Source organism: Streptomyces sp. NBC_00440 (assembly GCF_036014215.1).
Classification (GTDB): domain Bacteria; phylum Actinomycetota; class Actinomycetes; order Streptomycetales; family Streptomycetaceae; genus Streptomyces.
Genome location: NZ_CP107921.1, coordinates 452,873 through 472,370, shown reverse-complemented (window position 1 = coordinate 472,370; position 19,498 = coordinate 452,873). Strand labels below are relative to the sequence as shown.

Annotated in this window: 22 protein-coding genes and 1 pseudogene; 11 read left to right on the top strand and 12 right to left on the bottom strand. The window is 69.8% G+C overall.

From position 1 onward, the window contains the following. Positions 1–56: 56 nt before the first annotated feature. A complete protein-coding gene (locus OHB13_RS02135) occupies positions 57–683 on the top strand; it encodes an LAETG motif-containing sortase-dependent surface protein (RefSeq protein WP_266859861.1) in 627 nt (208 codons plus the stop codon). 158 nt (positions 684–841) lie between these two features. On the opposite strand, the gene OHB13_RS02130 is transcribed toward OHB13_RS02135, so the two are convergent. The 3 genes from OHB13_RS02130 to dhaK are packed head-to-tail and all read right to left on the bottom strand — an operon-like array spanning position 842 to position 2,865. Next, positions 842–1,246 (bottom strand): PTS-dependent dihydroxyacetone kinase phosphotransferase subunit DhaM, encoded by a 405-nt coding sequence (locus OHB13_RS02130; RefSeq protein WP_266859863.1) that lies wholly within the window; start codon positions 1,244–1,246, stop codon positions 842–844. After that, a complete protein-coding gene (dhaL, locus tag OHB13_RS02125; protein ID WP_328375142.1) occupies positions 1,243–1,839 on the bottom strand; it encodes a dihydroxyacetone kinase subunit DhaL in 597 nt (198 codons plus the stop codon). The genes OHB13_RS02130 and dhaL overlap by 4 nt, the downstream gene beginning before the upstream one ends. 33 nt (positions 1,840–1,872) lie before the next feature. Then, positions 1,873–2,865, bottom strand: coding sequence for a dihydroxyacetone kinase subunit DhaK (gene dhaK / locus OHB13_RS02120; RefSeq protein ID WP_328375140.1), 993 nt, complete (start codon positions 2,863–2,865; stop codon positions 1,873–1,875). 118 nt (positions 2,866–2,983) lie between these two features. Between dhaK and OHB13_RS02115 the strand changes: the two genes are divergently transcribed. From OHB13_RS02115 to OHB13_RS02105, 3 genes are all read left to right on the top strand, one after another. Next, positions 2,984–3,127, top strand: a complete 144-nt coding sequence (locus OHB13_RS02115) for a hypothetical protein (protein ID WP_328375138.1) — start codon at positions 2,984–2,986, stop codon at positions 3,125–3,127. 87 nt (positions 3,128–3,214) lie between these two features. Further along, a complete protein-coding gene (locus OHB13_RS02110; RefSeq protein ID WP_328375137.1) occupies positions 3,215–4,063 on the top strand; it encodes an isocitrate lyase/PEP mutase family protein in 849 nt (282 codons plus the stop codon). A gap of 71 nt (positions 4,064–4,134) precedes the next feature. Next, on the top strand, positions 4,135–4,950 hold the full coding sequence (locus OHB13_RS02105; protein WP_266859871.1) for a COG4705 family protein: 816 nt from the start codon (positions 4,135–4,137) through the stop codon (positions 4,948–4,950). Here the strand turns inward: OHB13_RS02105 and OHB13_RS02100 are convergent. Together OHB13_RS02100 and OHB13_RS02095 are read right to left on the bottom strand one after the other, a co-directional pair. After that, positions 4,931–6,301, bottom strand: a complete 1,371-nt coding sequence (locus tag OHB13_RS02100) for a sensor histidine kinase (protein ID WP_328375134.1) — start codon at positions 6,299–6,301, stop codon at positions 4,931–4,933. The two genes, OHB13_RS02105 and OHB13_RS02100, sit on opposite strands and share 20 nt — an antisense overlap. Continuing rightward, positions 6,298–6,963, bottom strand: a complete 666-nt coding sequence (locus OHB13_RS02095) for a response regulator transcription factor (RefSeq protein ID WP_266859875.1) — start codon at positions 6,961–6,963, stop codon at positions 6,298–6,300. The genes OHB13_RS02100 and OHB13_RS02095 overlap by 4 nt, the downstream gene beginning before the upstream one ends. A 626-nt stretch (positions 6,964–7,589) precedes the next feature. On the opposite strand from OHB13_RS02095, the gene OHB13_RS02090 reads away from it, so the two are divergent. The 4 genes from OHB13_RS02090 to OHB13_RS02075 all read left to right on the top strand — a co-directional run bounded on the left by OHB13_RS02090 (position 7,590) and on the right by OHB13_RS02075 (position 11,053). After that, a complete protein-coding gene (locus tag OHB13_RS02090; protein ID WP_328375131.1) occupies positions 7,590–8,858 on the top strand; it encodes a glycosyltransferase in 1,269 nt (422 codons plus the stop codon). Then, a complete protein-coding gene (locus tag OHB13_RS02085) occupies positions 8,855–9,637 on the top strand; it encodes a polysaccharide deacetylase family protein (RefSeq protein WP_328375129.1) in 783 nt (260 codons plus the stop codon). Before OHB13_RS02090 ends, OHB13_RS02085 begins: the two co-directional genes overlap by 4 nt. Positions 9,638–9,745: 108 nt before the next feature. After that, positions 9,746–10,129: a BlaI/MecI/CopY family transcriptional regulator gene (locus OHB13_RS02080; RefSeq protein ID WP_266859879.1), complete on the top strand. Its 384-nt coding sequence runs from the start codon at positions 9,746–9,748 to the stop codon at positions 10,127–10,129. A 3-nt stretch (positions 10,130–10,132) separates the two neighbouring features. Continuing rightward, entirely contained in the window at positions 10,133–11,053 is a 921-nt protein-coding gene (locus OHB13_RS02075) for a M56 family metallopeptidase (RefSeq protein WP_328375126.1), read from the top strand. 50 nt (positions 11,054–11,103) lie between these two features. Here the strand turns inward: OHB13_RS02075 and OHB13_RS02070 are convergent, their stop codons facing one another. Then, positions 11,104–12,120 (bottom strand): NADP-dependent oxidoreductase, encoded by a 1,017-nt coding sequence (locus tag OHB13_RS02070; RefSeq protein ID WP_328375124.1) that lies wholly within the window; start codon positions 12,118–12,120, stop codon positions 11,104–11,106. A gap of 111 nt (positions 12,121–12,231) precedes the next feature. Between OHB13_RS02070 and OHB13_RS02065 the strand changes: the two genes are divergently transcribed. Further along, on the top strand, positions 12,232–12,837 hold the full coding sequence (locus OHB13_RS02065; protein ID WP_328375122.1) for a TetR/AcrR family transcriptional regulator: 606 nt from the start codon (positions 12,232–12,234) through the stop codon (positions 12,835–12,837). Here the strand turns inward: OHB13_RS02065 and OHB13_RS02060 are convergent. The 3 genes from OHB13_RS02060 to OHB13_RS02050 all read right to left on the bottom strand — a co-directional run bounded on the left by OHB13_RS02060 (position 12,823) and on the right by OHB13_RS02050 (position 14,524). Next, positions 12,823–12,996 carry a hypothetical protein gene (locus OHB13_RS02060; RefSeq protein ID WP_328375121.1) on the bottom strand — a complete coding sequence of 58 codons (174 nt, stop codon included), beginning with the start codon at positions 12,994–12,996 and terminating at the stop codon, positions 12,823–12,825. The genes OHB13_RS02065 and OHB13_RS02060 overlap by 15 nt on opposite strands. A 92-nt stretch (positions 12,997–13,088) precedes the next feature. After that, positions 13,089–13,949 (bottom strand): RNA polymerase sigma-70 factor, encoded by an 861-nt coding sequence (locus tag OHB13_RS02055; RefSeq protein WP_328375119.1) that lies wholly within the window; start codon positions 13,947–13,949, stop codon positions 13,089–13,091. After that, the gene (locus OHB13_RS02050; RefSeq protein ID WP_328375117.1) at positions 13,946–14,524 is read right to left on the bottom strand and encodes a carboxymuconolactone decarboxylase family protein; all 579 of its coding nucleotides are present in this window, start codon (positions 14,522–14,524) and stop codon (positions 13,946–13,948) included. The genes OHB13_RS02055 and OHB13_RS02050 overlap by 4 nt, the downstream gene beginning before the upstream one ends. 203 nt (positions 14,525–14,727) lie before the next feature. Here OHB13_RS02050 and OHB13_RS02045 point away from each other — a divergent pair, with 203 nt between their 5' ends. After that, entirely contained in the window at positions 14,728–15,498 is a 771-nt protein-coding gene (locus OHB13_RS02045; RefSeq protein WP_328375115.1) for a class I SAM-dependent methyltransferase, read from the top strand. Between the two features lie 298 nt (positions 15,499–15,796). Here the strand turns inward: OHB13_RS02045 and OHB13_RS02035 are convergent, their stop codons facing one another. Both OHB13_RS02035 and OHB13_RS02030 read right to left on the bottom strand, forming a co-directional pair. Then, complete coding sequence (locus OHB13_RS02035) at positions 15,797–16,720, bottom strand: CDP-diacylglycerol diphosphatase (protein ID WP_328375114.1); 924 nt, start codon at positions 16,718–16,720, stop codon at positions 15,797–15,799. A 486-nt stretch (positions 16,721–17,206) separates the two neighbouring features. After that, positions 17,207–18,424 (bottom strand): glycosyltransferase, encoded by a 1,218-nt coding sequence (locus tag OHB13_RS02030; protein WP_266859894.1) that lies wholly within the window; start codon positions 18,422–18,424, stop codon positions 17,207–17,209. A 97-nt stretch (positions 18,425–18,521) separates the two neighbouring features. Between OHB13_RS02030 and OHB13_RS02025 the strand changes: the two are divergent. Further along, positions 18,522–18,740, top strand: a pseudogene (locus tag OHB13_RS02025) (MerR family transcriptional regulator); the annotation flags it as partial. On the opposite strand, the gene OHB13_RS02020 reads toward OHB13_RS02025, so the two are convergent. Then, positions 18,739–19,353, bottom strand: a complete 615-nt coding sequence (locus OHB13_RS02020) for a cysteine hydrolase (protein WP_266859896.1) — start codon at positions 19,351–19,353, stop codon at positions 18,739–18,741. The pseudogene OHB13_RS02025 and the gene OHB13_RS02020 sit on opposite strands and share 2 nt — an antisense overlap. Between the last annotated feature and the right edge of the window lie 145 nt (positions 19,354–19,498).

Below are 19,498 nucleotides of genomic sequence, written 5' to 3'. Positions count from 1 at the left end.
GCGGTACCCTGCGCGCGCACCGCCAAACGGGCGGCGCAGCATGTGTGGAGGATTCTGTGACCGTTTCCAATAGATCGTGGCGGCTCCGGGGGGCTTTCATAGCCGCAGCGGCGAGTGTGGTCGGCGTCGGTCTGTGTGCTGTCCCGGCTCAGGCGCACACTCCGACGTGGAGCGTTTCGTGCTCCGAGGTCACCCTTGACCTCACGGCGTACAACCCCGGCGTCACCAACACCGTGACCGTCAGCGTGGACGGGAAGGACATCCTCCCCACGGAGAAGTTCGGCTCGTCGGTCAACAAGACCCTGCCGCTGGGTGAGCACACCAAGCCGCTCACCGTGCACCTGGTCGTGAAGGCCGGCGACGGGGACCAGTTCTCGAAGGACGACACGAAGACGGCACCGGTCTGCGCCACGCCGCCCCCCACGGCGCCGCCCGTCACGCAGACCCCGACGGGGGCCCCGAGCTCCGCGGCCCCCGCCCCGAGCAAGTCCCCGAGCTCCGCGCCCAGCAGCCCGGCAGCGGCGGCCCCCGCGCCGTCGCCGAGCGCCAGTGCGCCGTCGGACCTGGCCGAGACCGGTTCCTCCAGCGCCACGCCGCTCATCGCGGGTGCGGCTGCCGTGGTCATCCTCGCCGGTGGCGGCATCATGTTCGCCGCACGCAAGCGCCGCAGCAGCGAGAACTGAACCACCACGACTGCCGGCGCCTCCGTGTGAGCGCCGGCAGTTCTGTGTGCGGGGGCTTCGGCGTCCCGTTCCGGAGGACATGCCCTACTGCCCTACCGGCTCAGCATGGCGCCGCCATTGACGTGCAGGATCTGTCGGTTCAGGAGAGCCGGATGCCCTCACACCTTGCGGTAGTCGTACGCCTCCACGGCCGCGGCCTCCACCGCGTCCAGGTCTCCCCCCGCAGAGGCGGTGACCATGGCCGCCACCGAACCCTCCAGGAACGGCGCGTCCACCAGCCTTGTGCCGTCCGGGAGTTCGTCGCCCTCGGCCAGCAGCGTCTTCACGGTCAGTACCGCGCTGCCGAGATCCACGAGGACCGCCACACCGGCACCCCGGTCCACTGCCGCGGCTGCCGCCGAGATCAGCTCCGAACTGGTACCGAGGCCGCCGTCCGGAGTTCCGCCCGCGGCGGCGACCGGAGCGGTTGTCGCCCCGCCCGCCAGACCGGTCGCCAGCTCGGCAACAGCCGCCGCGACCGGCGCACTGTGGGACACCAGGACGATCCCGACCAGGGCGCTCATGCGGCGGCCTCAGCCAGGGCGCCGAACAGCAGTGCCGAAGACGTCGCCCCCGGATCCTGGTGCCCGATGCTGCGCTCGCCGAGATAGCTCGCCCGGCCCTTGCGCGCCAGCATCGGTACGGTCGCGAGAGCACCGTCACCCGCCGCCTTCGCCGCCGCGGCGAAGGACTCCCCGAGCGCGTCGGCAGCGGGCAGCAGCGCATCCAGCATCGTCTTGTCGCCCGAGGCCGCGCCACCGAGCCGGCCCACCGCCTCGGTCCCGGCCTTCAGCGCAGCGGACAACTGCTCCCGGTCGACGGAGGGGGAGTCGCCGAGCGTCTTGCCGGTACGGCGCAGCAGCGTCCCGTACAGCGGTCCGGACGCCCCGCCGACGGTGGAGATGAGCTGCCGGCCGGCCAGAGTGAGGATCGCGCCCGGAGTCTGCGGGGCCTCCTTCTCCAGCGCGTCCTGCACGGCGGCGAACCCGCGCCGCAGATTGCTGCCGTGGTCGGCGTCGCCGATGGCCGAGTCGAGTTCGGTCAGCCGGTCCGCCTCCCTGTCGACGGCCGCGGCCGTCCCGGCCATCCAGCGGCGGAAGAATTCGGCGTCGAGCACAGGTCCTCCTTGGTGAGTCGGTGCACGGGACGGTCAGCAGCCCCAGCGCAGCGCGGCGGTGCTCACCGGCGCGTCCCACAACCGCAGCAGCTCCTCGTCCACCTGGCAGAGCGTCACCGAGCAGCCTGCCATGTCGAGTGAGGTCACATAGTTCCCCACGAGGGTACGGGCGACGGTCACGCCACGCTCGGCCAGTACCCGGTGCACCTCGGCGTTGAAGCCGTACAGCTCCAGCAGGGGAGTCGCCCCGGCGCCGTTCACCAGAGCGATGACCGGAAGGTCCGGCCGCAGATCCTCCAGGACGGCGTCCACCGCGTAGTCCGCGATCTCCCGCGAGGTCATCATCGCGCGCCGCTCACGCCCCGGCTCGCCGTGGATCCCGACGCCCAACTCCAGCTGCCCGGACGGAAGATCGAAGGTGGGGCCGCCCTTGGCGGGCGTACTGCAGGCGCTCAGAGCCACCCCGAAGGACCGCGCACTGGCACATACCTTCCGGGCGACGGCCTCGACCCGCTCCAGCGACGCGCCCTCGTCGGCCGCGGCCCCCGCCAGTTTCTCCACGAAGAGAGTGGCCCCGGTGCCGCGCCGGCCGGCGGTGAAGGTGCTGTCGCTCACCGCCACGTCATCGTTGACCAGCACCTTGGCGACCCGTACGCCTTCGTCCTCCGCGAGCTCGGCCGCCATGTCGAAGTTGAGCACGTCGCCCGTGTAGTTCTTCACGATGAACAGCACGCCTTCACCGCTGTCGACGGCTGCTGCGGCCCGCACCATCTGATCGGGCACCGGAGAGGTGAACACCTCGCCGGGGCAGGCGGCGGAGAGCATCCCGCGCCCGACGAACCCGCCGTGCAGCGGCTCGTGCCCCGACCCGCCGCCCGAGACCAGCGCGACCTTCCCGGCCACGGGTGCGTCGCCCCGTACGACCACCCGGTTCTCGACATCGACGGACAGCTCCGGATGCGCGGCCGCCATGCCTCGCAGGGCGTCCGCGACCACCGTTTCCGGGACATTGATCAGCATGTTCATTGGTGTCCTCCAGTGACGCAGGCGGGTAGGCCGCTGAGCTGTCTTTTCCCTGGTCGGGCAAGGTGCCGCTAGTTGTTGGTCCTGGATTTTTATCAGCATAGTCGTCAGGCGGGGGAGTGTGGAGGACAACCAGCGGGTGTCGGGTGCGAGCGGGACACCGGAGCACAAGCCGATGTACGGCGCGGTGGACCGCGTGGTGCGGTGCCCGGAGGACCGGTCCGGTCGGGCCGGTCTCGCCCGCGCCTTCCTGAACGCAGTCTGAACACGTTCGTCCCCGGCGTGACCCGTGTGGGACGGGCGTTGTTGGACAGCGCGGAACTGGGCGACCTCCGGTAAGGGAGATGGATTGATGCGTCACGGAAACGCGCTGCGCGATGCGATCGGTGCGGCGGGAACGACGCCCTTGATCGGCGTGTACGACATGTACTCGGCCTCGATCGCGGCCTCGCACTACGACGGGATGTTCGTGTCGGGCTTCGGCTTCGCGGCATCTCACTACGGGCTGCCGGACATCGGGTTCATCGCCTGGCCGGACATGCTGGCCTTCGTGGAGCGGCTCCGCGGAGCCTTTCCGGCCCATCATCTGCTGGTGGATGTCGATGACGGCTACGGCGATCCGGAAGTGGCCTGCCACGTCGTGCGGCGTCTGGAGCGTGTCGGCGCATCGGGTGTGATCCTGGAGGACCAGAAGCGCCCCCGCCGGTGCGGACACGTGGCCGGGAAGCAGATCCTGCCGCTCGACGAGTACCTCGACAAGCTGGAGCGTGTGCTGGCCTGCCGGACCGATTTGCTGGTGGTGGCGCGGACGGATGCCACCGACGAGGACGAGATCCTGAGGCGGGCCAAGGCGCTGGCGGCCACCGACGCGGACGTGGTGCTGGTCGACGGGGTGCGCGATGTTGCGGCGATCCGGCGCATCCGGGAAAGCATCGGCGACAAACCCCTGCTGTTCAACCAGATCGCGGGAGGCCGCTCCCCGCGGCTTTCCCTGCCCGAGCTGGGCGAAGTCGGTGTCGACGTGGCGATCTACAGCACGCCCTGCCTGTTCGCCGCGCACGAGGCGATGGACAGAGCGCTGGCCGGCCTCCGGGCCGCGGACGGGCGACTGCCTGCCGCCGAGGACGAGCACGGCATCGGTGTCGTTCAGTCCATCGAGCTGTTGAACCGCAATCTTCGGGGCACGGCTCCTGCGCTATGACGCCCGGCATATGAGGGCCAGGGCGCAGCGCTCAGGATGTGTTCAGGTTCCTGATGGCACGGTCTGGCGTCATGACATCCGATACGTACAGCAGGCCCGGCGCAGCTCGTGGTCACGGTCTGCGCTGGAACAAGGTTCCCGAGGTCACCGTCTACTTCTGGGTGATCAAAGTGCTCTGCACGACGGTCGGCGAGACCGGGGCCGACTATCTCAATTCCCAGCTGGGGCTGGGGCTGACCGGTACCTCGCTCGTGATGAGTGTGTTGCTGGTGGTGGCCCTGGTCGTGCAGTTTCGCTGCACCGCCTACCGGCCGGGGATCTACTGGCTGGCTGTGGTGCTGATCAGTGTGGTCGGAACCCTGATCAGCGACAATCTGACCGACAACGTGGGAGTGCCGCTGCAGGACACCACCGCTGTGTTCGCCGTGGTGCTCGCGGTGGTGTTCGTCGCCTGGTTCAGGGCCGAGCGGACGCTCTCCATCCACAACATCGACACGGTGAGCCGGGAGGTCTACTACTGGCTTGCTGTGCTGTTCACCTTCGCGCTGGGCACGGCCGCCGGTGACCTCGTCGCCGAGCAACTGGCCCTGGGCTACTGGGTGTCCGCGGTGCTGTTCGCGCTGGCCATCGCCGCGATCGGGGTGGCGCACTTCGCGATGGGCCTGAACGCCGTATGGAGTTTCTGGATCGCCTATGTGCTCACGCGCCCGCTGGGAGCATCCATGGGTGACTACCTCTCGCAGCCGACCGGCGACGGCGGGCTCGGCCTGGGAACCGTGGTGACCAGTGTGTTGTTCCTGGCGGTGATCCTGGGACTGGTCGTGTATCTGACCGTCGCGCGACGGGATGCGACGGAGCCCAGGGAGCTCATCCGGTCGGCAGACTGACCACGAACCGTGCACCGGTGGTGTGCAGTTCGTCGTAACGCACATCACCACCCGCGGAGCGGGCCAGGCGTCGCGCGAGCGACAGGCCGAGGCCCGCTCCGGTGTGCTCGTCGTCGGGGGCAGCGCGCCGCCCGGGGTGGAACAGGTACGGCACGAACGGCTCCGGCACGCCGGGCCCGTCATCGGTGACCTCGATCCGTACGCCGTCCGGCAGGCGGGAAGCGTGCAGGCTGACGCCCGATTCGGCATGGCGCAGACCGTTGTCGAGGAGCGGGCCGACGATGCGTTCGAGCAACGCGGGGGAGACCCCGGCAGATACTTCCGGGTCTCCACCCACGACGGTGAGCCCCGGAGTGCGGGGGCCATTCGGGCCCTCGGCCAGCCGGTTCAGCACCGGCAGCACGACGGCGGTGCCGGGTGTGCTGCGAGCGCCCGCGCGCGCGTCGTCCAGCAGGGTCTCGCAGATCGCCTGCATGGACTGCGCGGCGTCGGCGACGGCCAGGTGGCAGGTGCGGGTGTCCTGCGCCGAACGGGGACGGGCCTGCAACCAGTCGAGTTCGGCGACGATCCTGGCCAGTGGATTGCGCAGCTCGTGCGACAGCTCCTTGGTCAGCTGCTGCTCGTGTCGCAGCACCGCCCGTATGCGGTCCAGGAGCGCGTCCAACGAGCTGCCCAGTTGGGTGAGTTCGGTCGGACCCGCTCTGCCGCGGAAGCGTTCGTCGGAGTCGGCGGCACTCCATCGGGTGGCCTGGTCCGTCATGGTGTGCACCGGGCGCAGTGCCCGCCCCACTGCCAGTCGGGTGAGGGCGTAGGTGCAGGCCAGCATGGTGATGTCCAGTGCGATGGACGCGAAGAGCATGGTGTCGGCGGAGCTGAGGTAGGGCGCGAGGTCCAGTGCGGTGACCACGACTGCGCGAGGTGCGGCGCCGTCGGTCGTCGGGACGGCCACGGCACACAGCCGGACCGTTCTGCCGGTGTGCAGGGTGGTGCAGCCCTGCCCGCCGTGTCCGGCGAGGGTGTCTGCGGCGCGGGTGAGGGGCTGCACATCGGAGCTGTTCGGCGGATGTTCGAGCAGGAGCCCGCCCGCGTAGATCCACACGTTGTCGTCCAGCAGTGTGTCGTTCGGCGATTCCAGCACTCTTACGGAGCCGCCAACCGTGTCGACCGTCGTGGCGACAGCGGTGGCCCGGGTGCGCAGATGGTCGTCGGCCTGGTGCTGGAGGCGCTGCTGGACGATCGTATTGAAGACGACAGTGAGGATCGCCATCAGCAACAGGGCGGTGGCCACCGCGACCAGGGAGAGCCGGCCGCGCAGGGTGCGTGGCCACCAGCAGGTCGGACGGGCTGTCATGAGAGGCGGTGACCGACACCGCGCGCGGTGCTGATCGTCAGCTCGCTGCCCGCGTCGCGGAGCTTCCGGCGCAGCCGGGTGAGGTACTGGTCCAGGGTGTTGTCACTGACCTGGGCGCCCTCCGGCCAGCCCGCCCTGATCAGCTCGCGCCTGCGGACGATCGCCCCCGCCGCTGCCATGAGTGCGGCCAGCAGTCGGAACTCCGTCGGGGTCAGCCCGGCTGAGGTGCCCCGGACCGTCATCGAGTGCCGGACGGCGTCCAGGACCAGGTCGCCCGTCGCGGTGGGGGAGGGTGGTCCGGTCCGCTTGAGTGCGGCCCGCAACCTGGCGGCGAGCTCGGCGAGATGGAACGGTTTCGGCAGGTAGTCGTCGCCGCCCGCCGAGAATCCGGTCAGCCGGTCGGTGAGCCGGTGATGGGCGGTCAGGAAGACGACGGGGGAGAGGAAACCGTTCGCCCGCAGTGCCTGGCACACATCCCGTCCGTCGGCATCGGGCAGTCCCACGTCCAGCACCACCCCGTCGATGTCGGCTGTCGCCAGCCGCAGGGCGCTCGCGCCGTCAGGTGCGGAGACCGTCTCGAAGCCCTCGTCGCGCAGGCCGCGCCGCAGGACGTCCCGCAAGGCGTGATCGTCCTCGACGACCAGGATCCTCTGCTGCTGCACGGCTCGGGTCTCCTTTCTGCGGTTCTCGATGGAGCGGCTGGGCCGTCGGCCGGCGGATGAGGTGGGGACCGGTGCGGGGCGAGAGGCGTGCTCGGGCGCCGGATCGTGCGAGGGGAAGCAGACCGGACCGGAGTGACTCCACCTGACACCTGAACCCATTGTCTACATGACTGTAGACGATAGCTGGAAGTGGGGATTCCGGGGTGCCTGCTGTGAAATGCCCGGCGGGCCCCCTGGGGTGCCTCCTCCGTCGCGCCTCTACATCGTGTAGTAGTTTCCTGCGTGCATGCCGCGTGTCGACGCCTGTGCCGACATGTGCACACGTGTGGTTGCGGCTGCCGCCGGGGGTTCGGGGCTCGTCGCGATGTACGTTCCCATAGTTCTACATCATGTAGTAGTTTCGGCGGCGGCCCCCGCTCCGGCCCGAGCAAGCAGACCGTTCCGGGCGGCGCCGTCCTCGCACGCCTTTAACCGCGGCTCGCCGATGCGACCGAGGCAATTCCCTTTCGCGCCCTTTCCAGCATGGAGGCTGATCGGCTGTGCCCCACCGTGGCAATCCTGCGAAGGCGTGGGCTCCCCCGCCGTCGTCCGACGTCCGGCCGCGGACGCCGTCCGCCCCTCGGGTCGTGATCATTTCGGCGAGTGTGGGCGCGGGGCATGACGGCGCGGCCGACGAACTGGCGCGAGGCCTCCAGGCCGCCGGGATTCTTGTGGATCGGCATGACTTCCTCGATCTGCTGCCCGCCCGGCTGGGGAGGCTGCTGTCCGGCGGATACCACCGGCTGCTCACCTGGGCGCCCACGGGATATCAGCGGATCTACGCCGCCACCGAACGCACCGGGCGCCCGGGGCTCCTGGTCCGCTCCCTGTTCCGTAGCGCGGAGCGCCGTACCCTGCGGGCCATCACCCCCGATACTCGCGCGGTCGTCTCGACCTACCCCGGAGCCGGTCAAGTGCTCGGCGCGATGCGCTCGCGAGGGCTTCTCGGGGTGCCCGCCATCACCTACCTCACCGACTTCTCCGTCCACTCCCTGTGGGTCGCGTCCGGTGTCGACGTACACCTCGCCGTACACGCGATACCGGCCGGACAGGCTCACGTCCAGGGTGCCGCCGGGGTCACGGTGACCGGCCCGGTGGCTGCCGCCCGATTCACCCCCGCCACCGTCGAGGAACGGCGTGCGGCACGCGTCCGCTTCGCTCTCCCCGAACGGTCCCCACTCGCGCTGCTGGTCGCCGGTTCCTGGGGGGTGGGTCCTGTGGAGCAGGTGGCCGCCGAGATCCAGGAGAGCGGTTCCGCGGTGCCCGTCGTGGTGTGCGGCAGGAACGAGGCCCTGGCCGAACGCCTCCGCAAGGCCGGTGTCGAGCATGTGTACGGCTGGGTGGATGACATGCCGGACCTCATGTCCGCCGCTGACGTCCTGGTGCAGAACGCGGGCGGCCTCACCTCGCTGGAGGCATTCGCCAGCGGCCTGCCGGTCGCGAGCTACCGCTGCATACCCGGTCACGGACAGACCAACGCCGCCGCACTCCAGGAGGCCGGTCTCGCCACCTGGATCCAGGATCCAGCCTCCCTCAAGCCGGTACTCGACGAACTGCTCCACGGCTCCCTCGGCCACCAACAGCGCGCCCGGGGGCTGCAGTTGTTCCGCCCCGGCGACGGCCCGGTGCAAGCCGTGGCCGCCGTGGCGAAGGGCGCAGTTCCCCTTCGGGACAGGGCGGAGAGCTCCATGGTCCGACGTCCCGGCCGACGCGTACGCCTCGGAGTCCCGGTCGTGACCGCTGCGGTCGCGGCCACCGTGCTGCTCGGCGTCGGCGCCCCGATGGCCGAGGCATACGGCGACTCCCCGGCGCACCTGGGCGCACTCACCCGATTCCTGGACGGACACGAACGATGACCACGGCCCGAACCCTCCTGCGCGCCGGAGCCGTGACGCTGCCCGCGCTCGCCGCCCTGCACGCCGCGCCGGTCATCTCCACCTTCGGGCCGCTGCGCAACCGGCTCATGCCCCGCCTCTCCGGCCGAGGGCGATCCGGCCACGTCGCGCTCACCTTCGACGACGGCCCCGACCACCTCTCCACCCCGCATTTCCTGCGTCTGCTGGAAACCCGGGAGTTGTGCGCGACGTTCTTCCTGCTCGGCTCCATGGCGGTGCGCTCACCCCGGCTGGTGAAAGCCATGCACGGCGCCGGGCACGAGATCGCGGTCCACGGCTGGGCCCACCGCCCGCTGCTGTTGCGGGGCCCCCGGGCCACGTACGACGATCTGGCCCGTGCCCGCGACACGATCGGCGGCCTCACCGGCACCCTGCCCCGTCTGTTCCGGCCCCCCTACGGCGTCATGACCACCGGCACATACCTGGCATGCCGCCGTCTCGGCCTGACGCCGGTCCTGTGGAGCGCCTGGGGCGAGGACTGGCGTGCCCGGGCGACACCGGATTCCGTCTACGACACTGTCGCCCGCGATCTGCGCGGCGGAGCCACCATCCTGCTGCATGACTCCGACTGCACCTCCGCCACCGGATCCTGGCGCAACACCCTCGGTGCGCTGCCCCGCATCCTCGACACCTGCCGAGAAGGCGGTCTGAGGGTCGGACCGCTTCGCGATCACACCTGTACGAGCCCGCTGGAGCAGGGAGCACCCGCGCGGTCCTTTCTACAGGGTGTAGTACCTTGAGTGCTCCGTGCACTCCGTCATGTCAGTCAACGACCGAGGCCGACGACCAGGTCCGGTGGTGGGTCGCGGGGTGCCGACGACAAGGGGTGGTGAACAACGGTGGGAAGCGTGAGCGGGCAGGGCGCTGCGGGGGCAGGCCGACGGGCGCCCGGCGAACTGGAGAGCGAAGTCCTGGCGGCCCTGTGGGCGGCGGGAAGGCCGGTGGGCGCGAGCACGGTACGTGAACAGGTGGCCGGTGACCCCGCTTACACGACCGTCCTGACGATCCTGACCAGGCTGCACGACAAACGCCTGGTGACCCGTGAGCGCTCCGGCCGCAGCTACCTGTACTCACCGGTCCAGGACAAGGCCGGGCACACCGCGGCAGGAATGCGCGACCTGCTGGACCGTGGTGGAGACCGGGCTGCCGTCCTCGCCCGGTTCGTCTCCGAGCTTCCGGCCGAGGACGAGCAACTGCTGGAGCAGCTGCTGCACGGACCAGCGGAGGACTAGACGGTGTGGATCAGTCTGTGTACACCGCTGCTGGTCAGCCTGATTCTCACGCTGACCGCGCCGTGGGCCGCCCGGAGGCTGCCACCACGGACGGCAGCCTGGACGCTCGCCTCCGCCGCCGTGACAGCCGCCGGCGCGTGGGTGACAGTACTGGCGATGGCGGGTTTCACCCTGGTCGGCCAGGACCCGGAGGTGGCCGAGGAGGGGCGCTGGTCTCCCCGCCTGCTCGCCACCGACACCCCCATCAGCCGGCCTGTCGCCGCCGCTTGCACACTGGGTGTACTCATCTGTGCGGTCACCCTGACCGTGACGGCCTGGCGCCGGGTGAGGGTCCTTGTCGACACCCGGCGCGACTGCCGGGACCTTCCCGCCGCCGGAGACCTGGCCGTGCTCGAAGACCCTGTGCCCACGGCCTTCGCCCTGCCCGGAACTCCGGGCCGGATCGTGGTCTCATCCGGCATGCTGCAAGCACTCACCCCCGATGAACGGCGCGCCCTGCTGGCCCACGAACGCGCCCATCTCCACCGCCGCCACCATCTGTTCCTGCTCGTCCTCCAACTCGCGGCAGCAGTCAACCCACTCCTGCGCCCCCTTGCCCGAGCGGGTGCGTTCGCACTGGAACGCTGGGCCGACGAAGAAGCGGGCACCGTCGTAGCCGACCGCGGCCTCGTCGCCCGCGCTGTCGCGCGGGCAGCGCTCGCCACCAAGCGCACCCCGCAACCAGCACTCGCGGCCACCGGCGGACCGGTGCCCCAACGCGTACGAGCCCTGCTCGCCGCGCCCACACCCTTCCGCCGAGGTCTGGCCATGGTGTTCCCGGCCTTGATGATGGTGTGCTGCGCCAGCCTTGCCCTGGCCGCCCACGACATGGACCAGCTGTTCGACAGTGCTACGTCCTCCCACACCACCACGCAGGCCCGCTGAACAGCCCCTGCCCAACCCGGCCGGGCGCCGGACGTGTGGAGGGGAACGGCTCATTCCTGAGCGACCGTGAGTACGATCTTGCCCTGGATGTGTCCCCGGGCGGCGCGTTCGTGCGCTGCCCGGGCGTCCGCGAGCGCGAACGTGCTGTCGATCGCGACGCGGACCGTGCCCGCGTCGAGCAGGCCTCCCAGGTCGGCGAGTTGCGCGCCGTTCGAGCGGACCTGGGTGCCCGAGACCGTGACGCCCAGCTTCGCGGTCTCTCCGTCGTCGTATTCGCCGAAGAACACCGGGTACAGGGCGCCACCGCGCCTGAGCGTGCGCAGGAAGCGGCTGCTCTCGCGACCACCGACGGTGTCGAGAACGAGATCGACGCCGTGCACGAGTTCCTCGGGCCGCCTCTTGGTGTAGTCGATGAACCGGTCGGCGCCCAGCTCGCGCAGGAACGATTCATGCGCGCCCGACGCCACCGCGATGACATGTGCACCCTTCCATTTCGCCAGCTGTACGGCGAAGTGCCCCACGCCGCCCGCGGCGCCGTTGATGAGCGCCGTCGTGCCGGCGTCGAGCGCCATCGGGCGATGCTGAGCCGCCTGGAAGGGCGAGGGGTGATCGTGTCCGAGCTCGATCAGGAACTGCCACGCCGTCAGCCCGGCCATGGGCACCCCGGCAGCATGCACATGATCAATGCCGGCCGGCTTGCGTGCGAGGTCCGACGCGGGCGCGGTCACGTACTCGGCGTATGTGCGGCCGTCGAAGCTGGGGAAGCGCAGAAGACCGAAGACCTCGTCGCCGACGGAGAGGCCGTCCGCGTCCGCGCCGACAGCCTCGACGACGCCCGACAGGTCCGTTCCCGGGATCACCGGCAAGTCGAACTTCGGCCTCGTCTCGGGTGGCAGGTTGGTCAGCCCGTCGCGCAGGTACCAGTCCGGAGGATTGACGCCGACCGCGTGCACACGAACCAGCACCTCGCCCGGCCCCGGCTCGGGAATCGGCACCTCGTCGTAACGCAGGACCTCGGGGCCGCCGTGCTCATGGAGCCGGATCGCCCTCATCGTGCGTGTCGGCATCGTCTTCTCCTGTCCGTGCTGCGGGGTAGGCTTATTCGGATCAGCGGTCCACATAAGTGAACCACTGATCCGAATATATGGACCACTGATCCGGATAGTCAAGAGGGACAGATGCGGGCCGATGCCAGGAAGAACCGCGACCACCTGCTCGAAGTAGCGGGCACCGCCATCACCGAGCAAGGCGTCGACGTATCACTGCGCGACATCGCGCGCAGGGCCGATGTCGGGCTCGCGACGCTGCTGCGGCACTTCCCGACGCGCGAGGCGCTGCTCGATGCCCTGCTCCGCACGAGCTTCGACGAACTGACAACAAGGGCAGGCGAGTTCGAGACGTCGAACTCGCCCGAGGACGCTCTCGTCTCGTGGCTGCGCGACTGCGTCGCCTGGACAACCGAGTACCGGGGCGTGACCGTGCTGATGGCAGCCGCCATCGAGGACACCGAATCCGCACTCCACGCTTCGTGCGTCACCCTGCGCGCAGCCGGTGCGCGGCTCCTCACCCGGGCCCAGGCCGCGGGCATGGCGCGGAGCGATATCGATGGCGCCGATTTGTTCGCGCTGATCGCCATGCTCGCTTGGCTCGGCGACCAGCCCTCGCTCGCACCACGTGCCGACCGCCTCTTCGAGGTTGTCGCGAGCGCGATTCTGACGAGCGCAGGAAGCAGCCGTGCCCGGCACACTTCTTCGGGTGTCCGGGAGGTGTCAGTGCCGGATTGAGCCGCCGTCGATGACGAGGGTCTGGCCAGTGATGAAGGACGCGGCGGGCGACAGCAGGAAGCGGACCGGCTCGACGTAGTCCGCCCGCCACGGGATCCGGTCAGGCATTCCGGCACCGATGGCGAGCGAGCCGTTGACGAACGGCGAACCAAGTGACAAGTGGGGTGCGGGACATCGGCAGCGTCCCGGAGGACAACGGAGCCGGCGCGGGTGTTCCGGGTACGCCATGCCCGCAACACCCGCGCCACGGTCTACCTGGTGAGGTCGGCCGGTTCATCGAGTCGCGTCAGCTTCTCCGGGTTGGACGTCGCGTAGATCCGGGTGATGCGCCCGTTCTCGACCACGAGACTGACCGCGGCCCGCCCGCTGTCGGATTCGATCCGGATCGCCGAGGCGCCGTTGAGCCACACCGCCGTGGTCTCCGAGGCGGTCCGGTCGGTGCCGGCGAGCATCGTCGCCACGAGGTCGGCCCCGTGGATGGGGGCCAGTGCGGCGCCGGACAGCCCGCCGCCGTCCGCGATGAGGACCACGTCCGGCGCCATGATCTCCATCAGGTCCTGGATGCGCCCGGTGTGCAGCGCGGTGACGAACCGGGCCACCACGGCCTTGTGCTCCGACCGGCTCACGCTGACGCGTGACTGCCGAGCGGCGATGTGGCTCCGGGCCCGCCGGGCGATCTGCCGAACCGCGGCAGGGGTCTTGCCCACGGCCTCGGCGACCTCCTCGTACGGGACGTCGAAGACTTCGCGGAGCACGAACACGGCCCGCTCGGTGGGGCCGAGCGTTTCCAGGACGGTCAGCATCGCGATGGAGACGCTTTCCGCGAGTTCAACGTCGTCGGCGACGTCGGGGTGGGTCAGCAGGGGCTCCGGCAGCCACTCGCCCACATAGTCCTCGCGGCGGCGGGAGAGTGTGCGTATGCGGTTGAGCGCCTGCCGGGTGACGGCCCGGACGAGGTACGCCCGCGGGTCCTGGACCTGCGACCGGTCGACTTCGGCCCACCTCAGCCAGGTCTCCTGCAGTACGTCCTCCGCGTCGGCCGCGGAGCCGAGCATCTCGTAGGCGACGGTGAACAGCAGGCTGCGGTGGGCGACGCACGGGTCCACGGTCATGCCGTGGACCCGACGCGGGACGTCGCCGGGCGGTTGGCCAGCGGGATCTCGCAGGCGTCGGAGAAGCCCTGCGAGGTGACCCCGTTCGCCACGTTGGCCCTGGTCGCCAGGTTGACGTAGGCGATGAACGCGGTGAGCTCCACCATGGCCGGCAGCCCGAGCCGCTCAAGAAGGGCGGCGTACTGCTCGTCGGTGACCGTCGGCGGAGTGTTGGTCATCGCCTCGGCGTACCCCATGACGTCGCGCTCCAGCGCAGTGAACACGTCCGCCTCCCGCCACCGCGGCACCTGGCTCGCCCTGGCCAGGTCCAGCTTCTCGTTCTGTGCCTGGAAATAGCCGACGTCCAGGCACCAACTGCAGCCGACCTGCGAAGCGACGGCCATGTGCGCGAACGATTTCAGGCCCGGGGCGACCGCATCCCACGCCCCCACCTTGGCTCCGAACTCCAGGTTGTCCTGGGCCGCTCGGGGGCTGTGCCACAGCACCTCGACATTCTCGGGCACGACGCCCAACTGCTTGATCATGTTCTCCTTGAGGTCGGCGGGGAGCTCGGTCTTCGGCAGACGCAGCGTCATGCTGTTCTCTCCTCGATATGCGCCCCTTGTGGGGCTGTTAGGCATGAAGACACCGCCCGGCCCCCGCGTGTGACAGCCACCGTCGCCCCCGCATGCCCCCTGGCCCGTCCACGTCCGCGCCTCCTTCTCCCTTGGGCACAGAGCCCCATGTCCATCGAGCACAGTGGTGATCATCGTCTCCGGCGCATCAGTAGTCTCGGGCCATGCCTGAGATGCCTGTGGCGCACTTCTACGACGATCTCGCTGACGACTACCACCTGATCTACTCGGACTGGGACACAAGCGTCCGCCGGCAGGGGGAGGCTCTGGATGTCCTGATCGGCCCGGATCGCGCTACGGTGCTCGACTGCTCCTGCGGCATCGGCACGCAGGCCATCGGCCTGGCGCTGCGCGGGCACCGCGTCACCGGGACCGACCTCAGTCCCCGCGCCGCCGCCCGCGCTGCCCGTGAGGCCGGCCGGCGGAACCTGAGTCTGCGCACGGCCGCCGCCGACATGCGACGCCTCCCGTTCCCCGACGGCCGGTTCGACGCCGTCGTCTGCGCCGACAACTCACTGCCTCACCTGCTGACGGAGCAGGATGTGCACGCCGCTCTCGCCGAGATGCGCCGCGTACTGTGTCCTGCCGGTCGCCTGCTGGTGAGCACGCGCTCCTACGACGACCTGCTGCGCGACCGCCCTGCTTCCACGCCGCCACAGGTCCACCGGAACACCGGCGGCGCCGGCGACGAGCGAACGGTCACCTTCCAGCTCTGGCACTGGCACGACGACGGCGAACACTACGACTTGGAACACTTCCAGCTCATCCCGGCAGGGGGAGAATGGCGAGTCCAGGTCCGCCGGACCACCTACTGGGCGCTTGGCCGGGACCGGCTGGCCGCCCTCGCAGCCGAGGCCGGGTTTGTCGACGTCGGGTGGCGACTGCCCCAGGAGACAGGCTTCTTCCAGCCGCTGCTCGTGGCCCGCGCCGGATGAGCGCCGGACGCGACACACCGGGAGTGCAGCCGTCATTCACAGTGCACGGATCACCCAACCTGAACCGGAGCCGCTTTACCTGATCGTTTCGGAACGAGTTCAGCTGCGGGTCTCGTGCTCGATGATCTTGGTCGGCAGGGCGTCCGGAGTGCGTGCTGATCTTGTTCCTGACGATCTGTGGGAGCGGGCGGCCCCTCACCCGCCGACCGCGCCGCCCCGGCTCCGAGCATCACCTGATCGTCGACCGCCAAGGGACCCCGCTCGCCGTCACGCTCATCGGCGGGAACCGGCAGAGGGCTCAGCTGTACACGAGCAGGTGGTCACATGTATTCGTGCCGTCGTGGAGCGAAGAGTCGCTGTTGAGGACGTAGAAAGCCCCGGCGAATCCCGTAGCCGTCATCTTCGGCACCACGATCAGTGTCTGGTTCGCCATGCTCAGCCCGTTCGGCTTCACCACGTACTGTTGCAACTGCGCGAAGAGATTCACCCCGAGACTGGGCAGCCTGAGGGCCCGGTACGTACGGTCCCCCGTCCCGTCCGAGCCCGTGACCGGTACCTGGTACTTCACGGCGGCCCATTGCGCGGGGTTGGTGGCCATGCGTCCCGTCATCTCCAGTTGCTGCAGCCGCCGTTGCGTGCTCGCCCGGACGCCGGCCATGTGAATGTGCAACTGGTCGAGGAACCGGGCGCTCTGCGAGTTGATCCCCAAGCCGATATTGGGATACTGCACGGGGACGCTCCCTCCGCTCCGGGCGTTCTCCCATGCGTCGTTCCAGTAATTCGGCGCGCCAGAGGTCTCGATGAACGGGCATTCGATACCGGTGATCCTGCAACTGGGGGTCAGGAGAAAGTTGTGCTGGCTCGACGGCCTGCCGTGCAGTACGACGTAGTCCGAGGTCACCTTCAGGCAGTCGGGAGGGAACTGCCCGGGGGGCAGGGGTTTGCCCTGCGTGCAGTACTGGACGTCCCGCCACAGCGGATCGTTGTCGGAAGGGCTTCCGCAGAGGGGCTGGAGCTGAGCAGGGGGGCAGGTCGGGGTGCCGCCGGGAGGTGGAGTGGGGCACGTGTCGGGGGCGGGGTCCGCGTGCATCGGGGAGGCTGCCGAAGCGGTGCGTCCGGCCGCCGCTTCCACGCCGGTCAGGAGCGTCGCCGCACCGATAAGGCCGGAGAACGCCACGAACCGACGCCGAGGCAGGTCGTTCGAAGTCTTGTCGTCATTCATGCGTGCTCTCCGATGGTGATGTCCACTGCATGGAATTCCCGGCGCGAGTCAGAAAAGGCGGCCTGCCCCATTCTGGCCTCGCCGATTCGCTCACAGGGTAGGGAGCGAGGTGCGGGTTGCCTATCGACCGGCCCGGTCAGAGTCAGGCGTTCCGCCATTCAGCGGCCATCCCGTTCAGCCTTCTCTTTCTCGGTGGATTGTCGCTGGAGACATTGCCAAACGGTCGATGCCGGTGGAATGCAAGAAGGCTGATCCGCCTATGAGAGGCCCTGGCAAAGGCGTTGGACGTGGTGGTGGGTGATGAGGCAGGTGGTACGGCCGAGGAGACTTCGCGGATGTCGTCGTGTCGCTCTCGGCGGATGCGGAGACGCGGAAGCCGTGGAACCTGGCGATCGAGCCCTCGACGACCATCGGTGAACTCCGGGGCCGGAGCCGTGCAGTACTCCGCGGCGGGCGATGGGGATGCCTGTGAGGGCGTTCTCGGTTTCATCCGTCGGACGCGACGCCGATGCGGGCCAGCACCGCGGCGGTGCCGTCCTCCGTGGCGATACGGCGCGCGAGTTCGACCGCTCGTTGCCGGTGGGCCGGATCGGCCATGCAGGCTGTGATCGCCCCGGCGAGGGCTTCGGCGGTGAGCTCGTGGAACGGCAGCGGTCGCGGGGCGACTCCGAGCCGGTGCAGCCGGGCTGCCCAGAACGGCTGGTCGGCCATGGCAGGTACCGGCACGGCGGGCACCCCGGCGCGCAGTCCGGCCGCTGTGGTGCCCGCCCCGGCGTGGTGGACGACGGCGGCCGTGCGAGGGAACAACCAGTCGTGCGGGAGGTCACCGATCGCCAGGACGTCATCGCCGACCGCGCTCAGGCCGGCCCACCCCGCCTGCACCACCGCGCGCACCCCCGCCCGAGCCACTGCCGCCGCCACCAGCTCGCCCAAGCGTTCCCCCTGGCCCGGTGCCATGCTGCCGAACCCGATGAACACCGGGGGCGGACCGGCTTGGAGGAAGTCGACCAGTTCGGCCGGCGGCCGCCAACCTCGCGGCCGGGCAGGCCACCAGTAACCCGTCACGTCGACCTCGGACGGCCAGTCCGCCGGGCGCGGTACCACCCGTGGGCTGAAGCCGTGGAGGACCTGCCGGATCTTTCCTGCCCCCGACGGCCCCTCGGCGACGGGCAGCCCGAGCCGGGTGCGCAGCCTCGTCAGGACCCCTTCCTGGAGCGTTCCGGCCTGCGCCAGCAACGCCCGGCCCGTGGCGAGGTTGACGTCCGGCCCCAAGTCGTCGGCGCCCGGCACGCCGGGCAGCGGGAATTCCCTCGTGGCAACGGCCGGCGCGAGATAGGTACCGACGACGGGGATGGCAAACGCCTCCCCGGCAGCCTGGCTGAGTGATGCGGGGCCGAACGCGGTGAGCACCAGGTCGGTGCCCTCCGCCACGGCCGCCACCACCCCATCTGCCAGCCGGTCCAAGAACGCCGAGGTCACCGCCCGCGCCTCCTCCGGTGACGTCGCCAGAGCGCGGGCGCGGATCAACTCCTGCGGATCCCCCGGCAGAAGTCGGTGGTCGAGGCCGCACTCGGCTACGAGTCCTGCGAAGGGCAGGTGCGCGGCTACGGCGGCTTGATGCCCGGCGTCCAGCAGACGCTGCCCCAGGCCCGTGAACGGTGCGACGTCCCCACGCGAACCGGCGGTGACGATCAGTATCCGCATGTGATGATCCTTCTCGGCAAGCGCTGCCCCGGGCGCCCGGACGGCGGCGGTCGCCGTGGACGCCAACGGCTCCTGCGTGGTGGAGGTTCAGCCAGCTGTGAGGCACGGCATACATGGAGAGAACACGGTGGGCATCGGCGAGCCGGCCGCGCGCACCGGGCTGCCGGTGAAGACCATCCGCTACTACTCCGACATCGGGCTGCTGCCCGAGAGCGGACGCAGCCGAGGCGGCCACCGCAGGTACACCGCGGACGCGCTGTCCCGGCTCCGGCTGATCCAGCGCCTCCGCGCGCTCCGCCCCCCGCTGCGTACCGTCAGAGGCCGGCGATGACTTCGGCCGACGTCATGGGCATGGAGAACATGGGGTAGTCGTAGGTGATCGCGTTCTCGTGCTCCTCCTGGGAAGTGGCGGCAACGCAGTCGGGCAGCGTGATGACCCGGAAGCCGTTCTCGTACCCGGTGCGCATCGTTGACTCGACGCAGCAGTTGGTGAGGAAGCCTCCGAGGACGATCGTGTCGATTCCCTTGTTCCGCAGGATGAAGTCGAGGTTCGTGCTCGCGAAGGTGTCGAGGCCGCGCTTGCCCTCGATCACGATGTCACCTTCGGCCGGGGCGAGGTCGTCCACGATTGCCGCGCCCCAGGTGCCCTTGACGAAGGCCGAGCCCTCCACGACCCCCTTGAGGATGCCGTACGGGTGCCGGGACAGTTCGCCGTAGCCGGGGGCGAAGGTGATGGGCGCGTGCATGATGGTGACGCCCGCGGCGCGCGCGGCTCCGGCCAGGGCCACGGTGTTCGCGAGCATTCCGGTCTTCTCCATCACTCCGGCCACGGCGCCGTTGAGTGCCCCGCCCTCGCTGGTGAAGTCGTTCTGGTACTCGATCAGGACAAGTGCGGTCTTCGCCGGATCAAGGTGGAAGGTCTCGGACATGACGGCTCCTTGGTGAGCTGGGACATATCAGCGGCATGGACAGCTTGCCTGACGAGGGGGCAACCGGACAGTGGGAAGCCGGATCAGCTGTCCGACACGGTGAGCCGGTCCCCTAGCGCCGGGCGCCGACGCCCGGCTCCGGGAG